At 45.5% G+C, this 17,825-nt stretch carries 14 protein-coding genes; all 14 read left to right on the top strand.

The genetic code is table 11. The features are described 5' to 3' along the window. Positions 1-19 precede the first annotated feature (19 nt). The 14 genes from pgsA to mutL all read left to right on the top strand — a co-directional run bounded on the left by pgsA (position 20) and on the right by mutL (position 17,824). The gene (gene pgsA / locus VP98_RS08705; RefSeq protein ID WP_046174992.1) at positions 20-598 is read left to right on the top strand and encodes a CDP-diacylglycerol--glycerol-3-phosphate 3-phosphatidyltransferase; all 579 of its coding nucleotides are present in this window, start codon (positions 20-22) and stop codon (positions 596-598) included. Between the two features lie 63 nt (positions 599-661). After that, on the top strand, positions 662-1,897 hold the full coding sequence (locus VP98_RS08700) for a competence/damage-inducible protein A (RefSeq protein WP_046174991.1): 1,236 nt from the start codon (positions 662-664) through the stop codon (positions 1,895-1,897). Between the two features lie 79 nt (positions 1,898-1,976). Continuing rightward, positions 1,977-3,269 (top strand): O-acetylhomoserine aminocarboxypropyltransferase/cysteine synthase family protein, encoded by a 1,293-nt coding sequence (locus VP98_RS08695; protein ID WP_046174990.1) that lies wholly within the window; start codon positions 1,977-1,979, stop codon positions 3,267-3,269. Positions 3,270-3,579: 310 nt separating this feature from the next. After that, positions 3,580-4,629: a recombinase RecA gene (gene recA, locus VP98_RS08690; protein WP_046174989.1), complete on the top strand. Its 1,050-nt coding sequence runs from the start codon at positions 3,580-3,582 to the stop codon at positions 4,627-4,629. 244 nt (positions 4,630-4,873) lie between these two features. Continuing rightward, on the top strand, positions 4,874-6,433 hold the full coding sequence (gene rny / locus VP98_RS08680) for a ribonuclease Y (protein ID WP_046174987.1): 1,560 nt from the start codon (positions 4,874-4,876) through the stop codon (positions 6,431-6,433). 62 nt (positions 6,434-6,495) lie between these two features. Further along, complete coding sequence (locus VP98_RS08675) at positions 6,496-7,296, top strand: TIGR00282 family metallophosphoesterase (protein WP_046174986.1); 801 nt, start codon at positions 6,496-6,498, stop codon at positions 7,294-7,296. 67 nt (positions 7,297-7,363) lie between these two features. Continuing rightward, positions 7,364-7,624 carry a stage V sporulation protein S gene (locus tag VP98_RS08670; protein ID WP_046174985.1) on the top strand — a complete coding sequence of 87 codons (261 nt, stop codon included), beginning with the start codon at positions 7,364-7,366 and terminating at the stop codon, positions 7,622-7,624. Between the two features lie 361 nt (positions 7,625-7,985). Beyond that, positions 7,986-9,731, top strand: coding sequence for a 2-oxoacid:acceptor oxidoreductase subunit alpha (locus tag VP98_RS08665; protein WP_046174984.1), 1,746 nt, complete (start codon positions 7,986-7,988; stop codon positions 9,729-9,731). Continuing rightward, positions 9,731-10,612 carry a 2-oxoacid:ferredoxin oxidoreductase subunit beta gene (locus VP98_RS08660; protein WP_046174983.1) on the top strand — a complete coding sequence of 294 codons (882 nt, stop codon included), beginning with the start codon at positions 9,731-9,733 and terminating at the stop codon, positions 10,610-10,612. The genes VP98_RS08665 and VP98_RS08660 overlap by 1 nt, the downstream gene beginning before the upstream one ends. Before the next feature lie 125 nt (positions 10,613-10,737). Then, positions 10,738-12,273 carry a tRNA (N6-isopentenyl adenosine(37)-C2)-methylthiotransferase MiaB gene (gene miaB / locus VP98_RS08655; protein ID WP_046174982.1) on the top strand — a complete coding sequence of 512 codons (1,536 nt, stop codon included), beginning with the start codon at positions 10,738-10,740 and terminating at the stop codon, positions 12,271-12,273. A 1-nt stretch (position 12,274) separates the two neighbouring features. Then, on the top strand, positions 12,275-12,712 hold the full coding sequence (locus VP98_RS08650) for a RicAFT regulatory complex protein RicA family protein (protein ID WP_046174981.1): 438 nt from the start codon (positions 12,275-12,277) through the stop codon (positions 12,710-12,712). A gap of 102 nt (positions 12,713-12,814) precedes the next feature. After that, positions 12,815-13,315, top strand: coding sequence for an outer spore coat protein CotE (gene cotE / locus VP98_RS08645; protein WP_046174980.1), 501 nt, complete (start codon positions 12,815-12,817; stop codon positions 13,313-13,315). 85 nt (positions 13,316-13,400) lie between these two features. After that, positions 13,401-15,980: a DNA mismatch repair protein MutS gene (gene mutS, locus VP98_RS08640; RefSeq protein WP_046174979.1), complete on the top strand. Its 2,580-nt coding sequence runs from the start codon at positions 13,401-13,403 to the stop codon at positions 15,978-15,980. An 11-nt stretch (positions 15,981-15,991) separates the two neighbouring features. After that, positions 15,992-17,824: a DNA mismatch repair endonuclease MutL gene (gene mutL / locus VP98_RS08635; protein WP_046174978.1), complete on the top strand. Its 1,833-nt coding sequence runs from the start codon at positions 15,992-15,994 to the stop codon at positions 17,822-17,824. The last annotated feature ends 1 nt before the right edge of the window (position 17,825 follow it).

Raw genomic sequence — 17,825 nt, 5'->3', positions numbered from 1 at the left:
GTTTCTGGAGGGAACAGTTTTGAATTTACCTAATAAAATTACCATCTCACGCATTTTGATGATTCCATTCTTCATTCTGATTATGTCAGTGGATTTTGGATGGGGAATGGTCCGCGTGTTAGGTACCGAGATGCCAGTGGAGCATTTGATCGGAGCGCTTCTTTTTATTATCGCATCCATTACAGACTGGATCGACGGCTATATCGCCAGAAAATATAATCTTGTTACTAATCTCGGCAAGTTTCTTGACCCGCTTGCAGACAAGCTGCTTGTATCAGCTGCACTTATTCTTTTGGTGGAGCTTCAGCTGGCGCCTGCGTGGATTGTCATTGCGATCATTTGCCGTGAATTTGCCGTGACAGGGCTGCGGCTTATTCTGGCTGAAACAGGCGAAGTAGTGGCAGCCAATATGCTTGGCAAAATTAAAACCTGGACACAGATCGTTGCTATTTCTCTTTTGTTGCTGCATAATGCACCATTTGAAAGCTTTGGCATTCCGGCTGGCGACTGGCTGCTCTGGATTGCCCTGTTTTTCACACTCTGGTCCGGCTGGGATTATTTTAAATTAAATAAAGATGTGTTTAAAAATTCTAAGTAAGCGTAAGGCACCATGGGTTTCCAATGGTGCTTTTCGTTTACCAAAAAGGAGAGTTTGTATAAAATGAATGCCGAAATTATTGCAGTAGGGTCAGAATTATTGCTTGGCCAGATAACCAATACAAATGCCCGGTTTTTATCTCAGCACCTGGCGGAAATCGGGGTGAATATTTATTATCATACAGTTGTCGGTGACAACGAAGACCGTCTTGAACAGGCGTTGAAAATGGCTCAGCAGCGGGCAGACCTAATTATCTTCTCGGGCGGTCTCGGGCCGACAAAAGATGATTTAACGAAAGAAACGATTGCCCGTATAATAGGAACCACTCTTGAATATAACGAGGAAGCTCTCCAGAGCATTCAAGCTTATTTTACAAAAACAGGACGTCCCATGACGGAAAATAATAAAAAGCAGGCGCTTGTGATCAAAGACAGCATTGTTTTAGCCAATGATAATGGAATGGCTCCCGGCATGTTTATAAAAGCAGGTGAAAAACAATATATGCTTCTGCCAGGGCCGCCGCGTGAAATGCAGCCGATGTTTTTACATTACGGGCGTCCGGAGATTTTAAAAACAATGGAGAAGGTGGAGCGGATTGAATCAAGGGTGCTGCGGTTTTTTGGGATTGGTGAATCTGCTCTTGAAACAGAAATCGATGATATCCTGCTGAAGCAGACAAACCCAACGATTGCGCCGCTTGCCGGAGATGGAGAAGTAATTTTGAGGATTACTGCGAAACATGAATCTCCTGAAGAAGCCAATCGCCTTATCCAGCAGGCAGAAAATGAAATTTTAGAAAGAGTCGGTGCTTTCTTCTACGGATATGGAGAAACAACTATTGCCGCCGAACTGGCTGCCAAATTAAAAGAAAAACAGGTGACAATTGCTTCAGCGGAAAGCCTGACCGGCGGTTTGTTTTTGGGTGAGCTGACAGCCATACCTGGAACAAGTGCCTGTGTAAAAGGGGGCGTAGTCTGTTATACAAACGAAGTGAAAGAGCAGGTTGTGCGTGTGAAAAAAGAAACGCTGGCTTCTTACGGGGCAGTCAGCGCAGAATGCGCGAAGGAATTAGCTGAGAATATACGCCAATTATGCGGTGCACAGATAGGGATCAGCTTTACAGGCGTCGCAGGCCCGGGTCAGCTCGAAGGCCGTGAGCCGGGTACAGTCTTTTTAGCTATTGCACGCGAAGGAGAGGAAACGATTGTTCATTCGCTGAAAATGGCCGGAAGCAGGACCGGTATTCGCAAGCGGACAGTGAAATACGGCTGCCATTACTTGCTTCAGCTCATTGATTGAATGTTTTGACAAATAGATTGACGTTTTTTAGGGAAATCGTTATACTTACGTCGAAAGAACTAGATCAGGGGGGATGGGAATGACAAGAGAACACTGGCAGGCAGAAACAAATTTGTTGCATGGGGGACAGAAGCCGGACCCGGTTACGGGGGCACGGGCGGTGCCGATTTATGAGACGACTTCCTATGTATTTAATGACACAGACCATGCCCGGGCATTATTTGCTCTTGAAGAAGCCGGCAATATTTATACGCGTATTACCAATCCGACGGTGGATGTATTTGAAAAGCGGATTGCTTTGTTGGAAGGCGGCGCTGCTGCAGTAGCTCTGTCATCAGGGATGGCAGCGATTTCGTTTGCAATTATGAACCTGGCTCATGCAGGAGATGAAATTGTTGCAGCTGCTAATTTGTATGGCGGTACATATAATTTGTTCGCAAATACACTTCCAAAGTATGGAATAAGTGTGATATTTGTTGATTCAACCGATCCAGAAAATATCCGAAAAGCAATTACGCCAAAAACAAAAGCAGTTTTTGCGGAAATTATCGGCAATCCTTCTTTGAATGTACTGGATGTTGAAGCGGTCTCGGCAATTGCTCATGAAAATGGCATTCCATTAATTGTAGATAATACATTTGCCTCGCCATACGGTTCTCAGCCAATTAAATGGGGAGCTGATATTGTGGTTCACTCTGCGACAAAGTGGATCAGCGGCCACGGCACCGTGATTGGCGGCGTGGTGGTAGACAGCGGCACATTTAATTGGAATTCAGATAAATTCCCCGGCTTTACGACGCCTGATGAATCCTATAACGGGCTTAAGTTTGCTGATATTGAAGGCCCGGCTTTTGCAGTGAAGCTTCGTGTCCAGCTTTTGCGTGATTTTGGGCCGGCGATCAGTGCAAATAGTGCTTTTTTGTTGCTGCAGGGGCTTGAAACGCTGCATCTCCGCATACAGCGCCACCACGAAAATACACAAAAGCTGGTCAGCTTTTTACAAGAACACCCGGGAGTGGAGTGGGTTCAGCATCCTTCTTTACCGGACCATCCTTCTCATGAATTGGCGAAAAAATATTTAAATGGCACATTTGGTTCTATTGTGGTATTTGGAATTAAAGGCGGCCGTGACGCGGGGAAAAAAGCAATCAATTCTGTTGAACTCTGGTCTCATGTTGCAAATGTCGGTGATGGCAAATCATTAATTATCCATCCGGCTTCAACCACTCACCAGCAGCTGGGCGAGGAAGAACTGAAAAATTCCGGTGTAACAGAGGAATTGATTCGTCTTTCGGTAGGGTTGGAAGCTGCGGATGATTTAATAGCCGATTTAAAACAGGCCATTGAAGAAGGAACAGGAATTTCTGAATAAATACAAGCCCGCCGGTAGCTCCGGCGGGCTTTTTTTATCGGGTTCATGGTATAATAAATGAAGCAGCAAGCCGGTTGTTGCGTTGAAAAATTCTTCAATTGATCTTCTTTTTCTTCATGTTTCATCAGCTCGTTTTATCTCTTCAGGTAGTAGACAATCCCTCATTCGAACAGCAAAAAATATCGAATAAATGTTCGTTTTTTGCTTGAAATTCGTTCGTGATTGCGGTATAGTTAAGTCAGGTTAAAAAACAACCGGCAAAACAGCTGTTCGTAATATAGATATGTATTTTTTAAGGAGGAATTTTATAGTGAACGATCGTCAGGCTGCCTTGGATATGGCGCTTAAACAGATTGAAAAACAATTCGGTAAAGGATCGATAATGAAGCTTGGAGAGCAGGCGGAACGCCGTGTATCTACAACGCCGAGCGGCTCTCTTGCATTGGATTCAGCACTTGGAGTAGGGGGTTATCCGCGCGGGCGCGTAGTAGAAATTTATGGGCCGGAAAGTTCAGGTAAAACAACCGTCTCTCTTCATGCAATTGCTGAAGTACAGGCAACTGGCGGACAAGCTGCTTTTATCGATGCTGAGCATGCTCTTGACCCGGTCTATGCACAAAAGCTCGGCGTAAATATTGATGAACTTCTTTTGTCGCAGCCGGATACAGGAGAGCAGGCGTTAGAAATTGCTGAAGCACTTGTACGAAGCGGTGCTGTTGATATCATCGTTATTGACTCCGTAGCGGCGCTTGTACCAAAAGCCGAAATTGAAGGAGAAATGGGCGCTTCGCACGTTGGGCTGCAGGCCCGCCTTATGTCTCAGGCGCTTCGCAAGCTTTCAGGTGCTATTAATAAATCGAACACTATCGCGATTTTTATTAACCAAATTCGTGAAAAAGTTGGGATTATGTTCGGAAATCCAGAAACAACTCCCGGCGGCCGTGCTCTTAAGTTTTACAGTTCTGTCCGTCTTGAGGTAAGACGGGCGGAAGCGTTGAAGCAAGGAAACGATATTGTTGGGAACAAAACAAAAATCAAAGTAGTAAAAAATAAAGTAGCTCCTCCGTTCCGTGTGGCAGAGGTCGATATTATGTACGGAGAAGGGATCTCACGTGAAGGAGAAATTATTGATCTCGGATCTGAGGAAGACATTGTTGAAAAAAGCGGTGCCTGGTATTCATATAATGGCGAGCGTCTTGGGCAAGGCCGGGAAAACGCCAAGCAGTTTTTAAAAGAAAATCCAGATGTACGCCACGAGATTATGATGAAAATCCGTGAACGCTACGGACTTGATAATGTACAAGATCTGCCGCCAGCAGAGGAAGACAACGGAGCAGACACCCTTTTTGATGAAGAATAAGAACGAACAAAAAGCAGGAAACGGGGTTCCGTTTTCTGCTTTTTTTGTTGAACCTTTAGAAATAAGGTGTTTCCCGGAGAAAACCTTGACAATGAAAATTCCCATCGATAAAATTAAGATTGTATATTTGACATTTTTTTATCTTGAAAATGGAAATGTAGCGCTGTTTGTTTCATAACCAAATGTAACAACAGCCAACATGTGAAAAACATGACAATTATTTATAGCAAGAGGAGGTGAAATGATGGAACCCATTACAATCATCTCCATTTTGCTTGGCCTTATCATTGGTGTCGTTGTTGGCTATTTTGTAAGAAAATCAATTGCCGAATCAAAAATCGCTGGCGCCCGCAGTGCTGCAGATCAGATTGTGGAAGATGCAAAGCGGGAAGCAGAAGCGTCAAAAAAAGAAGCTCTTTTAGAGGCAAAAGATGAAATTCATAAACTGCGCACGGATACTGAGTATGATCTCCGTGAAAGAAGAAATGAATTGCAAAAACAGGAAAATCGCCTCCTTCAGAAAGAAGAAAATCTTGATCGAAAGGATGATTCCCTAAATAAGCGGGAAGATGCGCTCGAACGAAAAGAGGCAGCGTTAAATACAAGACAACAACATATTGAAGAGATGGACAGCAAAGTGGATGAGATGGTCAAAAAGCAGCAGTCCGAACTAGAGCGAATTTCCGCTCTGACACGAGACGAAGCGCGCTCCATCATTTTAGAACGTACAGAACAGGAATTATCCCACGATATTGCTATCATGGTAAAAGAAAACGAGCATCGTGCAAAAGAAGAGTCGGATAAGAAAGCAAGAGAAGTGCTGTCCCTGGCGATTCAGCGGTGCGCAGCTGATCATGTAGCCGAAACTACCGTATCGGTTGTAACATTGCCAAACGATGAAATGAAAGGGCGCATAATCGGACGTGAAGGACGTAACATCCGTACACTTGAGACGCTGACAGGCATCGACTTAATTATTGATGATACACCTGAAGCAGTTATTTTGTCCGGCTTTGACCCGATCCGCCGCGAGACAGCCCGAATCGCGCTTGAGAAACTGGTTCAGGATGGGCGTATTCACCCGGCGCGTATTGAAGAAATGGTGGACAAAGCGCGGCGCGAAGTCGATGAGCATATCCGTGAAATCGGTGAGCAGACGACATTTGACGTAGGCGTGCTTGGATTGCATCCGGACCTGATTAAAATTCTTGGCCGTTTGAAATACCGGACAAGCTATGGGCAAAATGTGCTCAAACACTCTGTAGAAGTGGCATATTTATCCGGGCTTTTAGCAGCGGAGCTTGGGGAAGATGAAACACTTGCCCGCCGCGCTGGCCTTCTTCATGATATCGGAAAAGCGGTAGACCATGAAGTAGAAGGCAGCCACGTTGAAATTGGTGTTGAGCTTGCCCAGAAATATAAAGAGCATCCGGTTGTTATTAACAGTATCGCTTCACATCATGGCGATACGGAACCAACTTCAGTTATTGCAGTGCTGGTAGCTGCAGCAGATGCACTGTCTGCCGCAAGACCTGGCGCCCGCAGTGAAACGCTCGAAAACTATATCCGCCGCTTAGAAAAACTAGAAGAAATTTCAGAATCATATGATGGTGTGGAAAAATCATTTGCCATTCAGGCAGGACGTGAAGTGCGGATTATGGTAAAGCCGGAACAGATCGATGATTTACAGGCTCACCGCCTGGCTCGCGATATCCGCAAACGGATTGAAGGTGAGCTTGATTATCCGGGACATATTAAAGTAACCGTTATTCGTGAAACAAGAGCAGTTGAATACGCAAAATAAGAGAAAAGCGGTGTGTGGAAACCACATCGCTTTTCTTATTGGCAGAGGAAAGAAGGAGAAGCATGGATTTACTTTTTATAGGAGATGTTGTGGGATCGCCGGGACGGGATATGGTGAGTGAGTATGTACCGAAACTAAAGAAAAAATATCGTCCTGGTGTAACAATTATCAATGGAGAAAATGCGGCAGGCGGCCGCGGCATTACTGAGAAAATTTATAAAAAGTTTATGCAGGATGGAGCAAATGCGGTTACATTGGGCAATCATGCCTGGGACAATAAAGATATTTTTAATTTTATTGATACAGCGAAATGGCTTGTTCGTCCGGCAAACTTTCCGGATTCCGTGCCAGGCCAGGGCATTGCTTATATCCCGGCTGGAGAGCTGGAAGTTGCTGTTATTAATTTGCAGGGCCGCGTATTTATGAATGATCTTGACTGCCCGTTCCGTAAAGCCGAGCAGCTTGTAGGGGAAGCAAGACAGCGAACCCCGTTTATCTTTGTCGACTTCCATGCGGAAACGACCAGTGAAAAGCAGGCGATGGGGTGGTTCCTCGATGGGAAGGTAACGGCCGTTGTCGGTACACATACGCATGTACAGACTGCTGATAATCGGGTGCTTCCGGGCGGCACCGCTTATTTAACTGATACTGGAATGACCGGTCCTTATGACGGGATTCTCGGAATGGAAAAAGAAGCGATCATACAAAGGTTTCAAACTCAGCTGCCAGCACGGTTTGAAGTGCCGAAAGACGGACGCACGCAATTATCAGGATGTATGATCACAGCAGACCGAAAAACGGGGCTCGCTAAATCCATTCAGCGCATCTTAATAAATGACGACCATCCTTTTCATGATTATTAATTCATAGCCCCTCTTCATTTGAATATATATGAAAGACGAATGGAGGCTTCAAAAGGGGGATTAGGGAATGGATGTGTTGAAAGTATCATCAAAATCAAACCCGAATTCAGTGGCCGGGGCATTGGCCGGCACGATGCGGGAAAAAGGCAGTGCTGAGATACAAGCTGTCGGAGCAGGTGCATTGAATCAAGCAGTAAAAGCGGTTGCGATTGCAAGGGGGTTTGTCGCTCCAGGCGGCATTGATTTAATTTGTATTCCCGCTTTCACAAGTATTATGATTGCCGGTGAATCCCGTACAGCAATGAAACTAATCATTCAGTCCCGATAAACATTCCAGCCGTCTGGCTGGAATGTTTTTTTATGTAAATGCTTTTGATTTTTTTTAGTAAAAGGAGTAAACTATGAACATTGTTTTAATTCGATTAATGTATTTAAATTGAACAAATGATTTTACATACTGCTTCTCAGAAAAAGCGTATAAAAACAGCGCTTAGTCCAGGTAAGTGAATCCGCATTCGCTAAGCTCGTTTTCACCTGCCGGCTCCACCGATCTCAACTGTAGCTAGTTTTAAACAGAGGGTATGTGTACAAGCGATAAAGCACCGATATAGTGATTTACATACAAAAATGATACACTATGAGAAGCAGAAAAATGATACGGTCAATATTTTAAAGGAGTGTTTGGAACAATGGCAGAGCAGCTTTCTTGGAAAGTGGGAGGACAGCAGGGGGAAGGGATTGAAAGTACAGGGGAAATTTTCTCCATGGCACTAAACCGCCTTGGATACTATTTATATGGATATCGGCATTTCTCCTCCCGGATTAAAGGCGGACATACAAACAACAAAATTCGCGTGAGCACGAAAAAGGTCAGTGCGGTGGCGGATGATTTAGATATATTAGTAGCGTTTGACCAGGAAACCATTGATGTGAATTACCACGAACTCCATGCAAATGGAATCATTATTGCCGATGCAAAATTTAATCCGTTAAAGCCGGAGGATACAGAAGCAGCTTTTTACGACGTTCCGTTTACAGAATTGGCGACAGAACTCGGCACCTCACTAATGAAAAACATGGTAGCGGTTGGAGCAACCTGCGCGGTTATTAATTTGGATGTTTCTGTTTTCCTCGGTGTGGTAGAAGAAATTTTCGGCCGTAAAGGTGAAACGGTTGTTCAAAAAAATATGGAAGCCATTCAGCAGGGATATAACTATATGAAAGAGCAGCTCGAAGGCGGGACAAGCCATCTTCAGCTTCCTCCCGCCGATGGGCAGAAGCGGATGTTTATGATTGGAAATGACGCAATTGCGCTTGGAGCATTAGCAGCGGGCGTCCGCTTGATGGCTGCTTACCCGATTACCCCCGCTTCAGAAATTATGGAATACTTGATTAAAAAGCTTCCCAAGGTAGGCGGCACAGTGATTCAAACGGAGGATGAAATCGCAGCCGCAACTATGGCAATCGGAGCCAATTACGGAGGTATTCGTTCGTTCACTGCTTCTGCCGGTCCGGGCCTCTCTCTTATGATGGAAGCCATCGGCCTTTCTGGTATGACGGAAATACCGCTTGTGGTAGTGGATACACAGCGCGGCGGTCCTTCAACCGGCCTTCCGACAAAGCAGGAGCAGTCGGATTTAATGGCTATGATCTATGGGACGCATGGTGAAATTCCAAAAGTCGTCATCGCGCCGGGCACGGCAGAAGAAGGCTTCTATGATACTGTGGAAGCCTTCAACATTGCGGAAGAATATCAGGTGCCGGTTATTTTGTTATCCGACTTGCAGCTATCGCTCGGCAAGCATACGGTTGAGCCGCTGGATTACAGCAAAGTGGAAATTCGCCGCGGCAAGCTTGTAAAGGACGGGATTGAGCCGCGTGAGGACAAATCCTATTTTAAACGCTATGAAGTAACCGAAGATGGAATATCGCCGCGGGTTATTCCGGGCGTCAGCGGCGGCATTCATCACGTAACAGGTGTCGAGCATGACGAAACCGGCAAGCCATCGGAATCACCGGCAAACCGCAAAGCGCAGATGGACAAGCGTATGAGAAAAATTGACCAGCTGTCGAATGTGTTTCCAAATCCGGTTTATAAAAATGCTGAACATGAAAATGCGGATCTTTTATTGATTGGCTTTAACTCAACCGGCGGTGCGATCGAGGAAGCTATGAAACGGCTTGAAGCAGACGGTTTGAAAGTGAATCACGCGCGCATCCGCCTTGTACATCCGTTTCCGACCGAAGAAATAGTGCCGCTGATCCAATCGGCAAAAAATGTAGCGGTCGTTGAAAACAATGCAACCGGCCAGCTGGCAAGTATTATTAAAATGAATGCCGGCTTCCCGCAAAAAATAAAAAGCATCTTAAAATATGACGGCAATCCGTTCCAGCCGCATCATATTGTTGAGAGCAGCAAGGAGCTGATTTACTAATGGCAACAACAGCAACGGCAACATTTAAAGATTTTCGGAATAATGTCAAGCCCAACTGGTGCCCGGGGTGCGGTGATTTCTCTGTTCAGGCAGCGATTCAGCGTGCGGCCGCAAATGTTGGCTTAACACCTGAAAAACTAGCGGTGATTTCCGGGATTGGCTGTTCAGGGCGTATTTCCGGCTATATTAATTCATACGGGCTTCACGGCATTCACGGCCGCGCTCTTCCGATTGCGCAGGGCGTGAAAATGGCCAATAAAGATTTAACGGTTATTGCCTCGGGCGGTGACGGCGACGGCTTTGCGATTGGCATGGGCCACACGATTCACGCTATGCGCCGAAACATTGACATCACATATATCGTCATGGATAACCAGATTTACGGCCTGACGAAAGGACAGACATCTCCGCGCTCAGCGGCCGGGTTCAAAACAAAATCGACGCCGCTGGGCTCGATTGAACAAACATTGTCACCGATGCAGCTCGCTGTCACAACCGGTGCGACCTTTGTTGCCCAGAGTTTTTCAACAGACTTAAAAGATTTAACGGCGATTATTGAAGCAGGAATTAATCATAAGGGCTTTTCACTTATAAACGTGTTCAGTCCATGTGTTACGTACAATAAAGTAAACACATATGACTGGTTTAAAGAGAACTTAACGAAGCTTTCAACCATTGAAGGATATGACCCGGCAGACCGGCAGGCTGCCATGAATACATTAATGCAGCATGATGATCTTGTTACAGGCATTATTTATCAGGATACAGACCGTCCATCCTATCAGGATCTTGTCGAAGGGTACGGGCAAGCACCGCTTTCTGAAGCTGAACTGAACCTTAGTGAAGAGGCGTTTGGCGAGCTTGTAAAGGAATTTATGTAATTTTTATGACGCAGGGAGAATAGTGCTCTGCGTCTTTTTCATTGATGCACTTGAGCAGAGTGTTTTGACAGTATATACTTATGAAATGTGCACGATAGTTTGAAAGATCGGAAAGGGGAATAATCATGAACGAAGAACAACGTAAAGACAGTGAACGAGCTAATCCATCGGACAAAAAATCCGCCAAGGACTACAGCCGGTATTTCGAAACTGTTTACACGCCGCCTTCTTTAAAAGACGCAAAAAAGCGCGGAAAAGAAGAAGTGGCTTATCACAACGATTTTAAAATCAATGAGCGTTTCCAGGGTATGGGCAAGGGCAAAAACTTTTATATCCGCACGTACGGATGCCAGATGAATGCACATGACACCGAGGTGATGGCCGGCATTTTTATGGCGCTCGGCTACAATGCTGTGGAAACAGCAGAAGAAGCAGATGTTATTTTGCTGAATACATGCGCGATTCGTGAAAATGCGGAAAACAAAGTATTTGGCGAAATTGGCTTTTTAAAGCATTTAAAACGGGAAAACCCAAATCTGCTGCTCGGCGTATGCGGCTGCATGTCGCAGGAAGAGTCGGTTGTTAATAAAATTTTAAAATCATACCATCATGTTGATATGATTTTTGGAACCCATAATATTCACCGTCTGCCGGAAATCCTGAATGAAGCATATATGTCAAAAGAAATGGTCATCGAAGTATGGTCTAAAGAAGGCGATGTAATCGAAAACCTTCCAAAAGTGCGCCAGGGTAACGTAAAAGCCTGGGTAAACATTATGTATGGCTGCGATAAGTTCTGTACGTACTGCATTGTGCCATATACGCGTGGAAAAGAGCGAAGCCGCCGTCCGGAAGAAATTATCCAGGAAGTGCGCCAGCTTGCTGCACAGGGATATCAGGAAGTTATGCTGCTTGGTCAAAATGTAAACGCATATGGAAAAGACTTTGCTGACATAAACTATCGCCTCGGTGATTTAATGGATGAAATCCGCCAGATTGGCATTCCGCGTGTGCGGTTTACAACAAGCCATCCGCGTGATTTTGATGACCATTTAATTGAGGTGCTGGCTAAAGGCGGTAATTTAATGGATCATATCCACCTGCCGGTACAAAGCGGTTCAACCGATATTTTAAAAATCATGGCCCGCAAATATACTCGTGAGCAGTTTTTAGAGCTGGTCCGTAAAATTAAAGCAGCTATGCCGGATGTGGCTCTGACAACAGACATTATCGTTGGATATCCGAATGAAACAGAAGAGCAGTTTGAAGAAACAATGTCACTCTACCGTGAAGTTGGCTTTGAAATGGCCTATACGTACCTCTATTCACCGCGTGAAGGTACACCGGCCGCAAAAATGGTGGACAACGTGCCAATGGACGTGAAAAAAGCCCGCTTGCAGCGCTTAAATGCTCTTGTGAATGAACTGTCAGGCGAATCAATGAAACGGTATAAAGGACAAATCGTGAACGTGTTGATCGAAGGAGAAAGCAAGAAGAATCCGGATGTCCTCGCCGGCTACACTTCTAAAAATAAGCTTGTCAATGTAAAAGCACCAAAGTCCGCAATCGGAAAAATCATCCCTGTTAAAATCATCGAAACAAAATCATGGTCAATGGACGGGGAAGCAGTAGAAATCGAAAATATGGCCGGGGTGAACTAATATGGAAAAAACTCTTTATACAAAAGATGAGATCATTGCAAAAGCAACTGAAATCGCCAATATGATTTCTGCAACCGAAGAAGTGGAATTTTTTAAGCAGGCAGAAGCAAAAATTCATGAAAACCAAAAGATTCGCGAAAAAATGGCCGGCCTGAAAAGCCTTCAGAAGCAGGCGGTCAATTTTCAGCATTATAAAAAAGTAGAAGCATTAAAAATGGTAGAAGAAAAAATTGAGAAAATTGAGCAGGAGCTTGATGAAATGCCGATTGTACAGCAGTTCAAACAGTCACAGACTGACGTGAACGCAATTTTGCAAATGGTTGCTACGGCAATTTCCAATAAAGTAACGGACAATATTATTAATGAAACAGGCGGCGATCTGCTTCGCGGCGAAACAGGCGCCCAGATGAAAAACGGTACACCAGGCAGCTGCTCGTAATCACAAATCCCGCTGATTAAAGCGGGATTTTTTGATTCTTGGGCACCCGTCTCACCCTCCCTGCATACAATACAAAGACCACATCAGAGGAGGGACAACAGAGTGAGCCAATTCCGCGAAATTATTACGAAGTCCGTCGTCGCCAAAGGCCGAAAATATACACAGACGCACCATACGATTCTGCCGCCGAATAAGCCGTCGGGCATTTTAGGATGCTGGATCATTAACCATGAATACAAAGCGAAAAAATCAGGCAGAACCGTCGACGTTTTTGGCACATATGAAATTAACGTCTGGTATTCGTATCAAAATCATACGAAAACAGCTGTTGTCACAGATAAGGTAGAGTATAAGGATGTTCTCAAATTAACGTACCGCGATGATGACTGCGAAGGCGATGACGATGTCTGGGTAAAAGTATTGCAGCAGCCAAACTGTCAGGAAGCGGTTATTTCAGACTGCGGTACAAAAATTAATGTGCAGGCAGAACGGGAACTAACAGTGGAAGTCACTGGAGAAACAAAAGTGTGTGTGGCGTTTCACGATTACGAGGACGATTGGGACTGCGAGCGGGAAACTGCTGAAGAGCATCATGAAAAGTAAAAAAAGCAGCGGGAAACGAACTGTTTTCCCGCTTTTTTTCTGTATGCTATACTAAGAAAAGAAGAAAGACAGAGAGGAAAGCGACATGTCACAGTATACTCCAATGATACAGCAATATTTGCGTGTAAAGGCAGACTATCAAGATGCCTTTTTATTTTTTCGTCTTGGTGACTTTTATGAAATGTTTTTTGAAGATGCTTTAAAAGCAAGCCAGATTTTAGAAATTACGTTAACATCGCGTGACGGAGGCAGTGCCGAACGAATTCCGATGTGCGGTGTACCCTATCATTCGGCGAAGGGGTACATAGAACGGTTAATTGCGGCCGGGCACAAAGTGGCAATCTGCGAGCAGCGTGAAGATCCGAAGCAGGCGAAAGGCGTTATCAAAAGAGAAGTAGTGCAGGTTATCACACCGGGAACGATGATGGAAGGCGCCGGTATTCAGGAAAAAGAAAACCACTACCTTGCTGCGATTGAAAACGCAGGCGGCCAATACGCAGTAGCGGCAGCAGATGTAACCACAGGAGAATGCAAAGCCGCTGTGTTTGCAGCATTTGATGCGGCTGTACACGAACTTGCGGCTTACGGTGTGAAGGAAGTAATAACAAACGGTTCCTGGACTGAGCAGGACATCAAACAAATCCGTGCAAGACTCGGTGCGGTTATTTCAGTAGAAGAAATAGCGGAAGAATCACCATTTGACCGTCTTTTGTTTAATTTAACAGATGGCTTAACACGAAAAGCGTCTGCCCGTCTTTATCACTATTTGCACCGGACACAAAAGCGCAGCCTGGACCACTTGCAGCCAGCAGAGCCTTATGAAATCCGCGACTATATGAATATCGACTACTTTTCAAAACGGAATCTGGAGCTGACGGAAACGATTCGCTCAAAAGGAAAAAAAGGTTCCCTTCTCTGGCTGCTTGATGAAACAAAAACGGCGATGGGCGGGCGTCTTTTAAAGCAGTGGATCGACCGGCCGCTGTTAAATGAATCCGACATCAGTCGCCGTCTAGATATTGTAGAAACGTTTATGGTGTCTTTTTTTGAAAGGGAAGAGCTTCGCGAGCAGCTAAAAGAAGTGTATGACCTGGAACGTCTTGCCGGCCGGGTAGCTTTTGGCAGTGTGAACGCCCGTGACCTTGTTCAGCTCAAGAAGTCTCTGGGGCAAATTCCTATGCTCGCAAGCCTCTTAAAGCAAATGAACGGAGCCGAGCTGCCCAAGCTGGCTGATTCTCTTGATCCGTGTACAGAATTGTTTGAAGAGCTGGAACGGGCCCTGATTGAAGAACCTCCTATTTCCGTGAAAGAAGGCGGCATGATTCGGGAGGGGTTTCATATGCAGCTTGATGAATACCGGGATGCCGCAAAAAACGGAAAGCAGTGGATTGCAGAATTAGAACGGAAAGAGCGGGAAAAAACCGGTATTAAATCACTTAAAATCGGCTATAACCGAATTTTTGGCTATTATATCGAAGTAACAAAAGCAAATCTTTCCCTGCTGCCAGAAGGCCGTTATGAACGCAAGCAGACCCTTGCAAACTGTGAGAGGTTTATTACACCGGAACTGAAAGAAAAAGAAACGCTTATCTTAGAAGCGAATGATAAAATGATGGAGCTTGAATACGAGCTGTTTACACAGCTGCGCGAGGATGTAAAGCAATTTATTCCGCGGCTGCAGAACCTTGCCCGTACCGTGAGTGAAGTTGATGTTCTGCAATGCTTTGCAGCCGTCAGCGAAGCCCGCCGTTTTGTCCGTCCATCTTTTTCGGCTGATGGCCGGATGCACATTCAGGAAGGCCGCCATCCAGTAGTTGAAAAAGTAATGGATGCGCAGGGATTTGTGCCGAACGACTGCCGGATGGAAAAAGGGCGGAATATGCTGCTGATCACCGGACCGAATATGTCGGGAAAAAGCACATATATGCGCCAGACAGCTTTAATTGCAATTTTAGCGCAAATCGGCTGCTTTGTTCCGGCCGATAAAGCAGTGCTGCCTATTTTCGATCAGATTTTTACCCGGATCGGTGCGGCGGATGATCTTGTGTCAGGCCAGAGTACCTTTATGGTTGAAATGCTCGAAGCAAAGCATGCGATTGCAAATGCCACCGGCCGCTCGCTTATTTTATTCGATGAAATCGGCCGGGGAACCTCCACTTATGATGGAATGGCGCTGGCGCAGGCGATGATTGAATATATCCACTCAAGCATCGGGGCAAAAACATTATTTTCCACCCACTACCACGAGCTGACAGTACTGGATAAATCGCTTGGCCATATGCAAAACGTTCATGTTACGGCGGCCGAGCAGGATGGAAAGGTCGTTTTTCTGCACAAAGTAAAAGACGGAGCGGCAGACAAAAGCTACGGAATTCATGTGGCCCAGCTGGCCGGACTGCCGGATGCTGTTATTAAGAGGGCGGACGAGCTGCTTCATTCATTTGAAAACCAGGAAAAGCCCAAAGCCGATCCTGAGCCGGTGCTTGCCCGGGAAGGCCAGCTTTCCTTTTTTGAAGAAAAGCCGGAACCGGCAGAAACTCCAAAGCCGCCCAAAAAAGCAGATTCAGCTATTCTTGCCAGGCTGTTAAGCTATGACATTATGGAAATGACGCCGATGGAAGCGATGAATACGTTATATGCATTGCAAAAAGAAGCAAAAAAATGAGGTGAACCAACATGGGGCTGATTCGCCAGCTTGATGAAGCTCTTTCCAACAAAATTGCCGCCGGTGAGGTAGTCGAACGGCCGGCTTCCGTTGTAAAAGAACTGACGGAAAATGCTATTGATGCCGGCAGCACAGTGATAGAAATTGATGTTGAAGAAGCCGGCCTCGGGCTGATCCGGATTACCGATAACGGTTCCGGCATTGAGCCGGATGATGTGGAGCGGGCTTTTTACAGGCATGCCACAAGCAAAATTAAAGATGAAAACGATCTTTTCCGTATCAGGACGCTCGGTTTTCGCGGTGAAGCGCTGCCGAGCATCGCCTCTGTTTCAGAGCTGACTATGTCCACTTCAACCGGCTTTGAAGCGGGAATTGAAATGGTTTTATCCGGCGGCATTGTCCAGTCAAAAAAACCGGGTCCGGCCCGAAAAGGTACAGAAATAGAAGTGACCAATTTGTTTTTTAACACACCGGCCCGCTTGAAATATATGAAAAGCGTTCATACGGAGCTTGGCAATATTACAGATGTAGTGAACCGCATGGCTCTCAGCAGACCGGATGTCTCTTTCAGGCTTCGCCACAATGGGCGTGAGTTATTAAAAACGAATGGAAGCGGCGATGCAAGGCAGGTGCTGGCAGCAATTTATGGGATATCAATTGCCAAGCAAATGATCCCAATTCAAGCGGAGTCTGTTGATTTTACGATTTCGGGATTTATTTCCCTGCCGGAAGTTACACGTGCTTCCCGCAATTATATATCGATGATGGTCAATGGGCGGTTTATTAAAAACTTTAAAGCTTCCAATGCTCTTCTGGAAGGCTATCACACATTTCTACCGGTCGGACGTTATCCAATTGTTCTTTTAACTATTGAAATGGACCCGCTTCTTGTTGATGTCAATGTCCATCCGGCGAAGCTTGAAGTCCGTTTCAGCAAGGAACAGGAGCTTTGCACGTTAATTACGGAAACAGTGAAAGCTGCCCTTCGAAAAGAAACGTTAATTCCGGATGCGCTGCCTGTTTTAAAAAAAAGAAAGGATTTTACCGAGCAGCGGGCTTTTCAATTCGAAGCACCGCCTCCGAAGCCGGCTTCAATGCCCCCTCAAAAGGAATTAGAGAAGCTGTACAAGCCGGAGTACTACAATGAACCGGTTAAAGAGCCGGCACCGGAAAGAGAGAAAGAGGAAAAAGCGGAAGCAGCAGATGCTTCTCCCATCCAAAGCAAGCCGATGAAAGAATCGGAAGCAGAAATAGCTGCTGACCGGATGCCGCTGCTTTACCCAATCGGCCAGATGCATGGAACTTATATTTTTGCCCAGAATGAGCATGGACTGTATATGATTGACCAGCACGCTGCGCAGGAAAGGTTGAAGTATGAGTATTACCGGGAAAAGGTCGGCGAAACAGAACCGGAGCTTCAGGAGCTGCTGATCCCGATGACTTTTGATTTTTCGGCGGATGAATGGATGAAAATTGAAGAAAATAAAGCGGCTCTTGAAGAAGTAGGGGTATTTTTAGAGCCGTTTGGCGATAAATCCTACGTGGTTCGGGCGCATCCTGCCTGGTTTCCGAAAAATGAAGAGCGTGATGTGATTGAAGAGATGATTGAAGAAGTACTGGCGATGAAAAAGCCGGATGTCAAAAAGATCCGGGAAGAGGCGGCCATTTTAATGAGCTGTAAAGGGTCCATCAAAGCAAATCGCCACCTTCGCAATGACGAAATAGAACAGCTGCTTAATGATTTAAGAAAAAGCAGCGACCCATTTACGTGCCCCCATGGCCGGCCGATTACGATTCATTTATCCAATTACGATATCGAAAAAATGTTTAAACGAATTATGTAAA

Origin of the sequence: Domibacillus indicus (genome assembly GCF_000970685.1) — a bacterium.
GTDB classification, from domain to species: Bacteria; Bacillota; Bacilli; order Bacillales; family Domibacillaceae; genus Domibacillus; species Domibacillus indicus.
This window is presented reverse-complemented; position numbering and strand designations above follow the sequence as displayed.

Coding starts and splice junctions, on each gene's coding strand:
- VP98_RS08700 (WP_046174991.1), top strand. CDS start 662: ATGAATGCCGAAATTATTGCAGTAGGGTCAGAATTATTGCTTGGCCAG.
- VP98_RS08650 (WP_046174981.1), top strand. CDS start 12,275: ATGGAAAAAACTCTTTATACAAAAGATGAGATCATTGCAAAAGCAACT.
- mutS (WP_046174979.1), top strand. CDS start 13,401: ATGTCACAGTATACTCCAATGATACAGCAATATTTGCGTGTAAAGGCA.
- VP98_RS08660 (WP_046174983.1), top strand. CDS start 9,731: ATGGCAACAACAGCAACGGCAACATTTAAAGATTTTCGGAATAATGTC.
- miaB (WP_046174982.1), top strand. CDS start 10,738: ATGAACGAAGAACAACGTAAAGACAGTGAACGAGCTAATCCATCGGAC.
- VP98_RS08665 (WP_046174984.1), top strand. CDS start 7,986: ATGGCAGAGCAGCTTTCTTGGAAAGTGGGAGGACAGCAGGGGGAAGGG.
- rny (WP_046174987.1), top strand. CDS start 4,874: ATGGAACCCATTACAATCATCTCCATTTTGCTTGGCCTTATCATTGGT.
- VP98_RS08670 (WP_046174985.1), top strand. CDS start 7,364: ATGGATGTGTTGAAAGTATCATCAAAATCAAACCCGAATTCAGTGGCC.
- VP98_RS08695 (WP_046174990.1), top strand. CDS start 1,977: ATGACAAGAGAACACTGGCAGGCAGAAACAAATTTGTTGCATGGGGGA.
- mutL (WP_046174978.1), top strand. CDS start 15,992: ATGGGGCTGATTCGCCAGCTTGATGAAGCTCTTTCCAACAAAATTGCC.
- VP98_RS08675 (WP_046174986.1), top strand. CDS start 6,496: ATGGATTTACTTTTTATAGGAGATGTTGTGGGATCGCCGGGACGGGAT.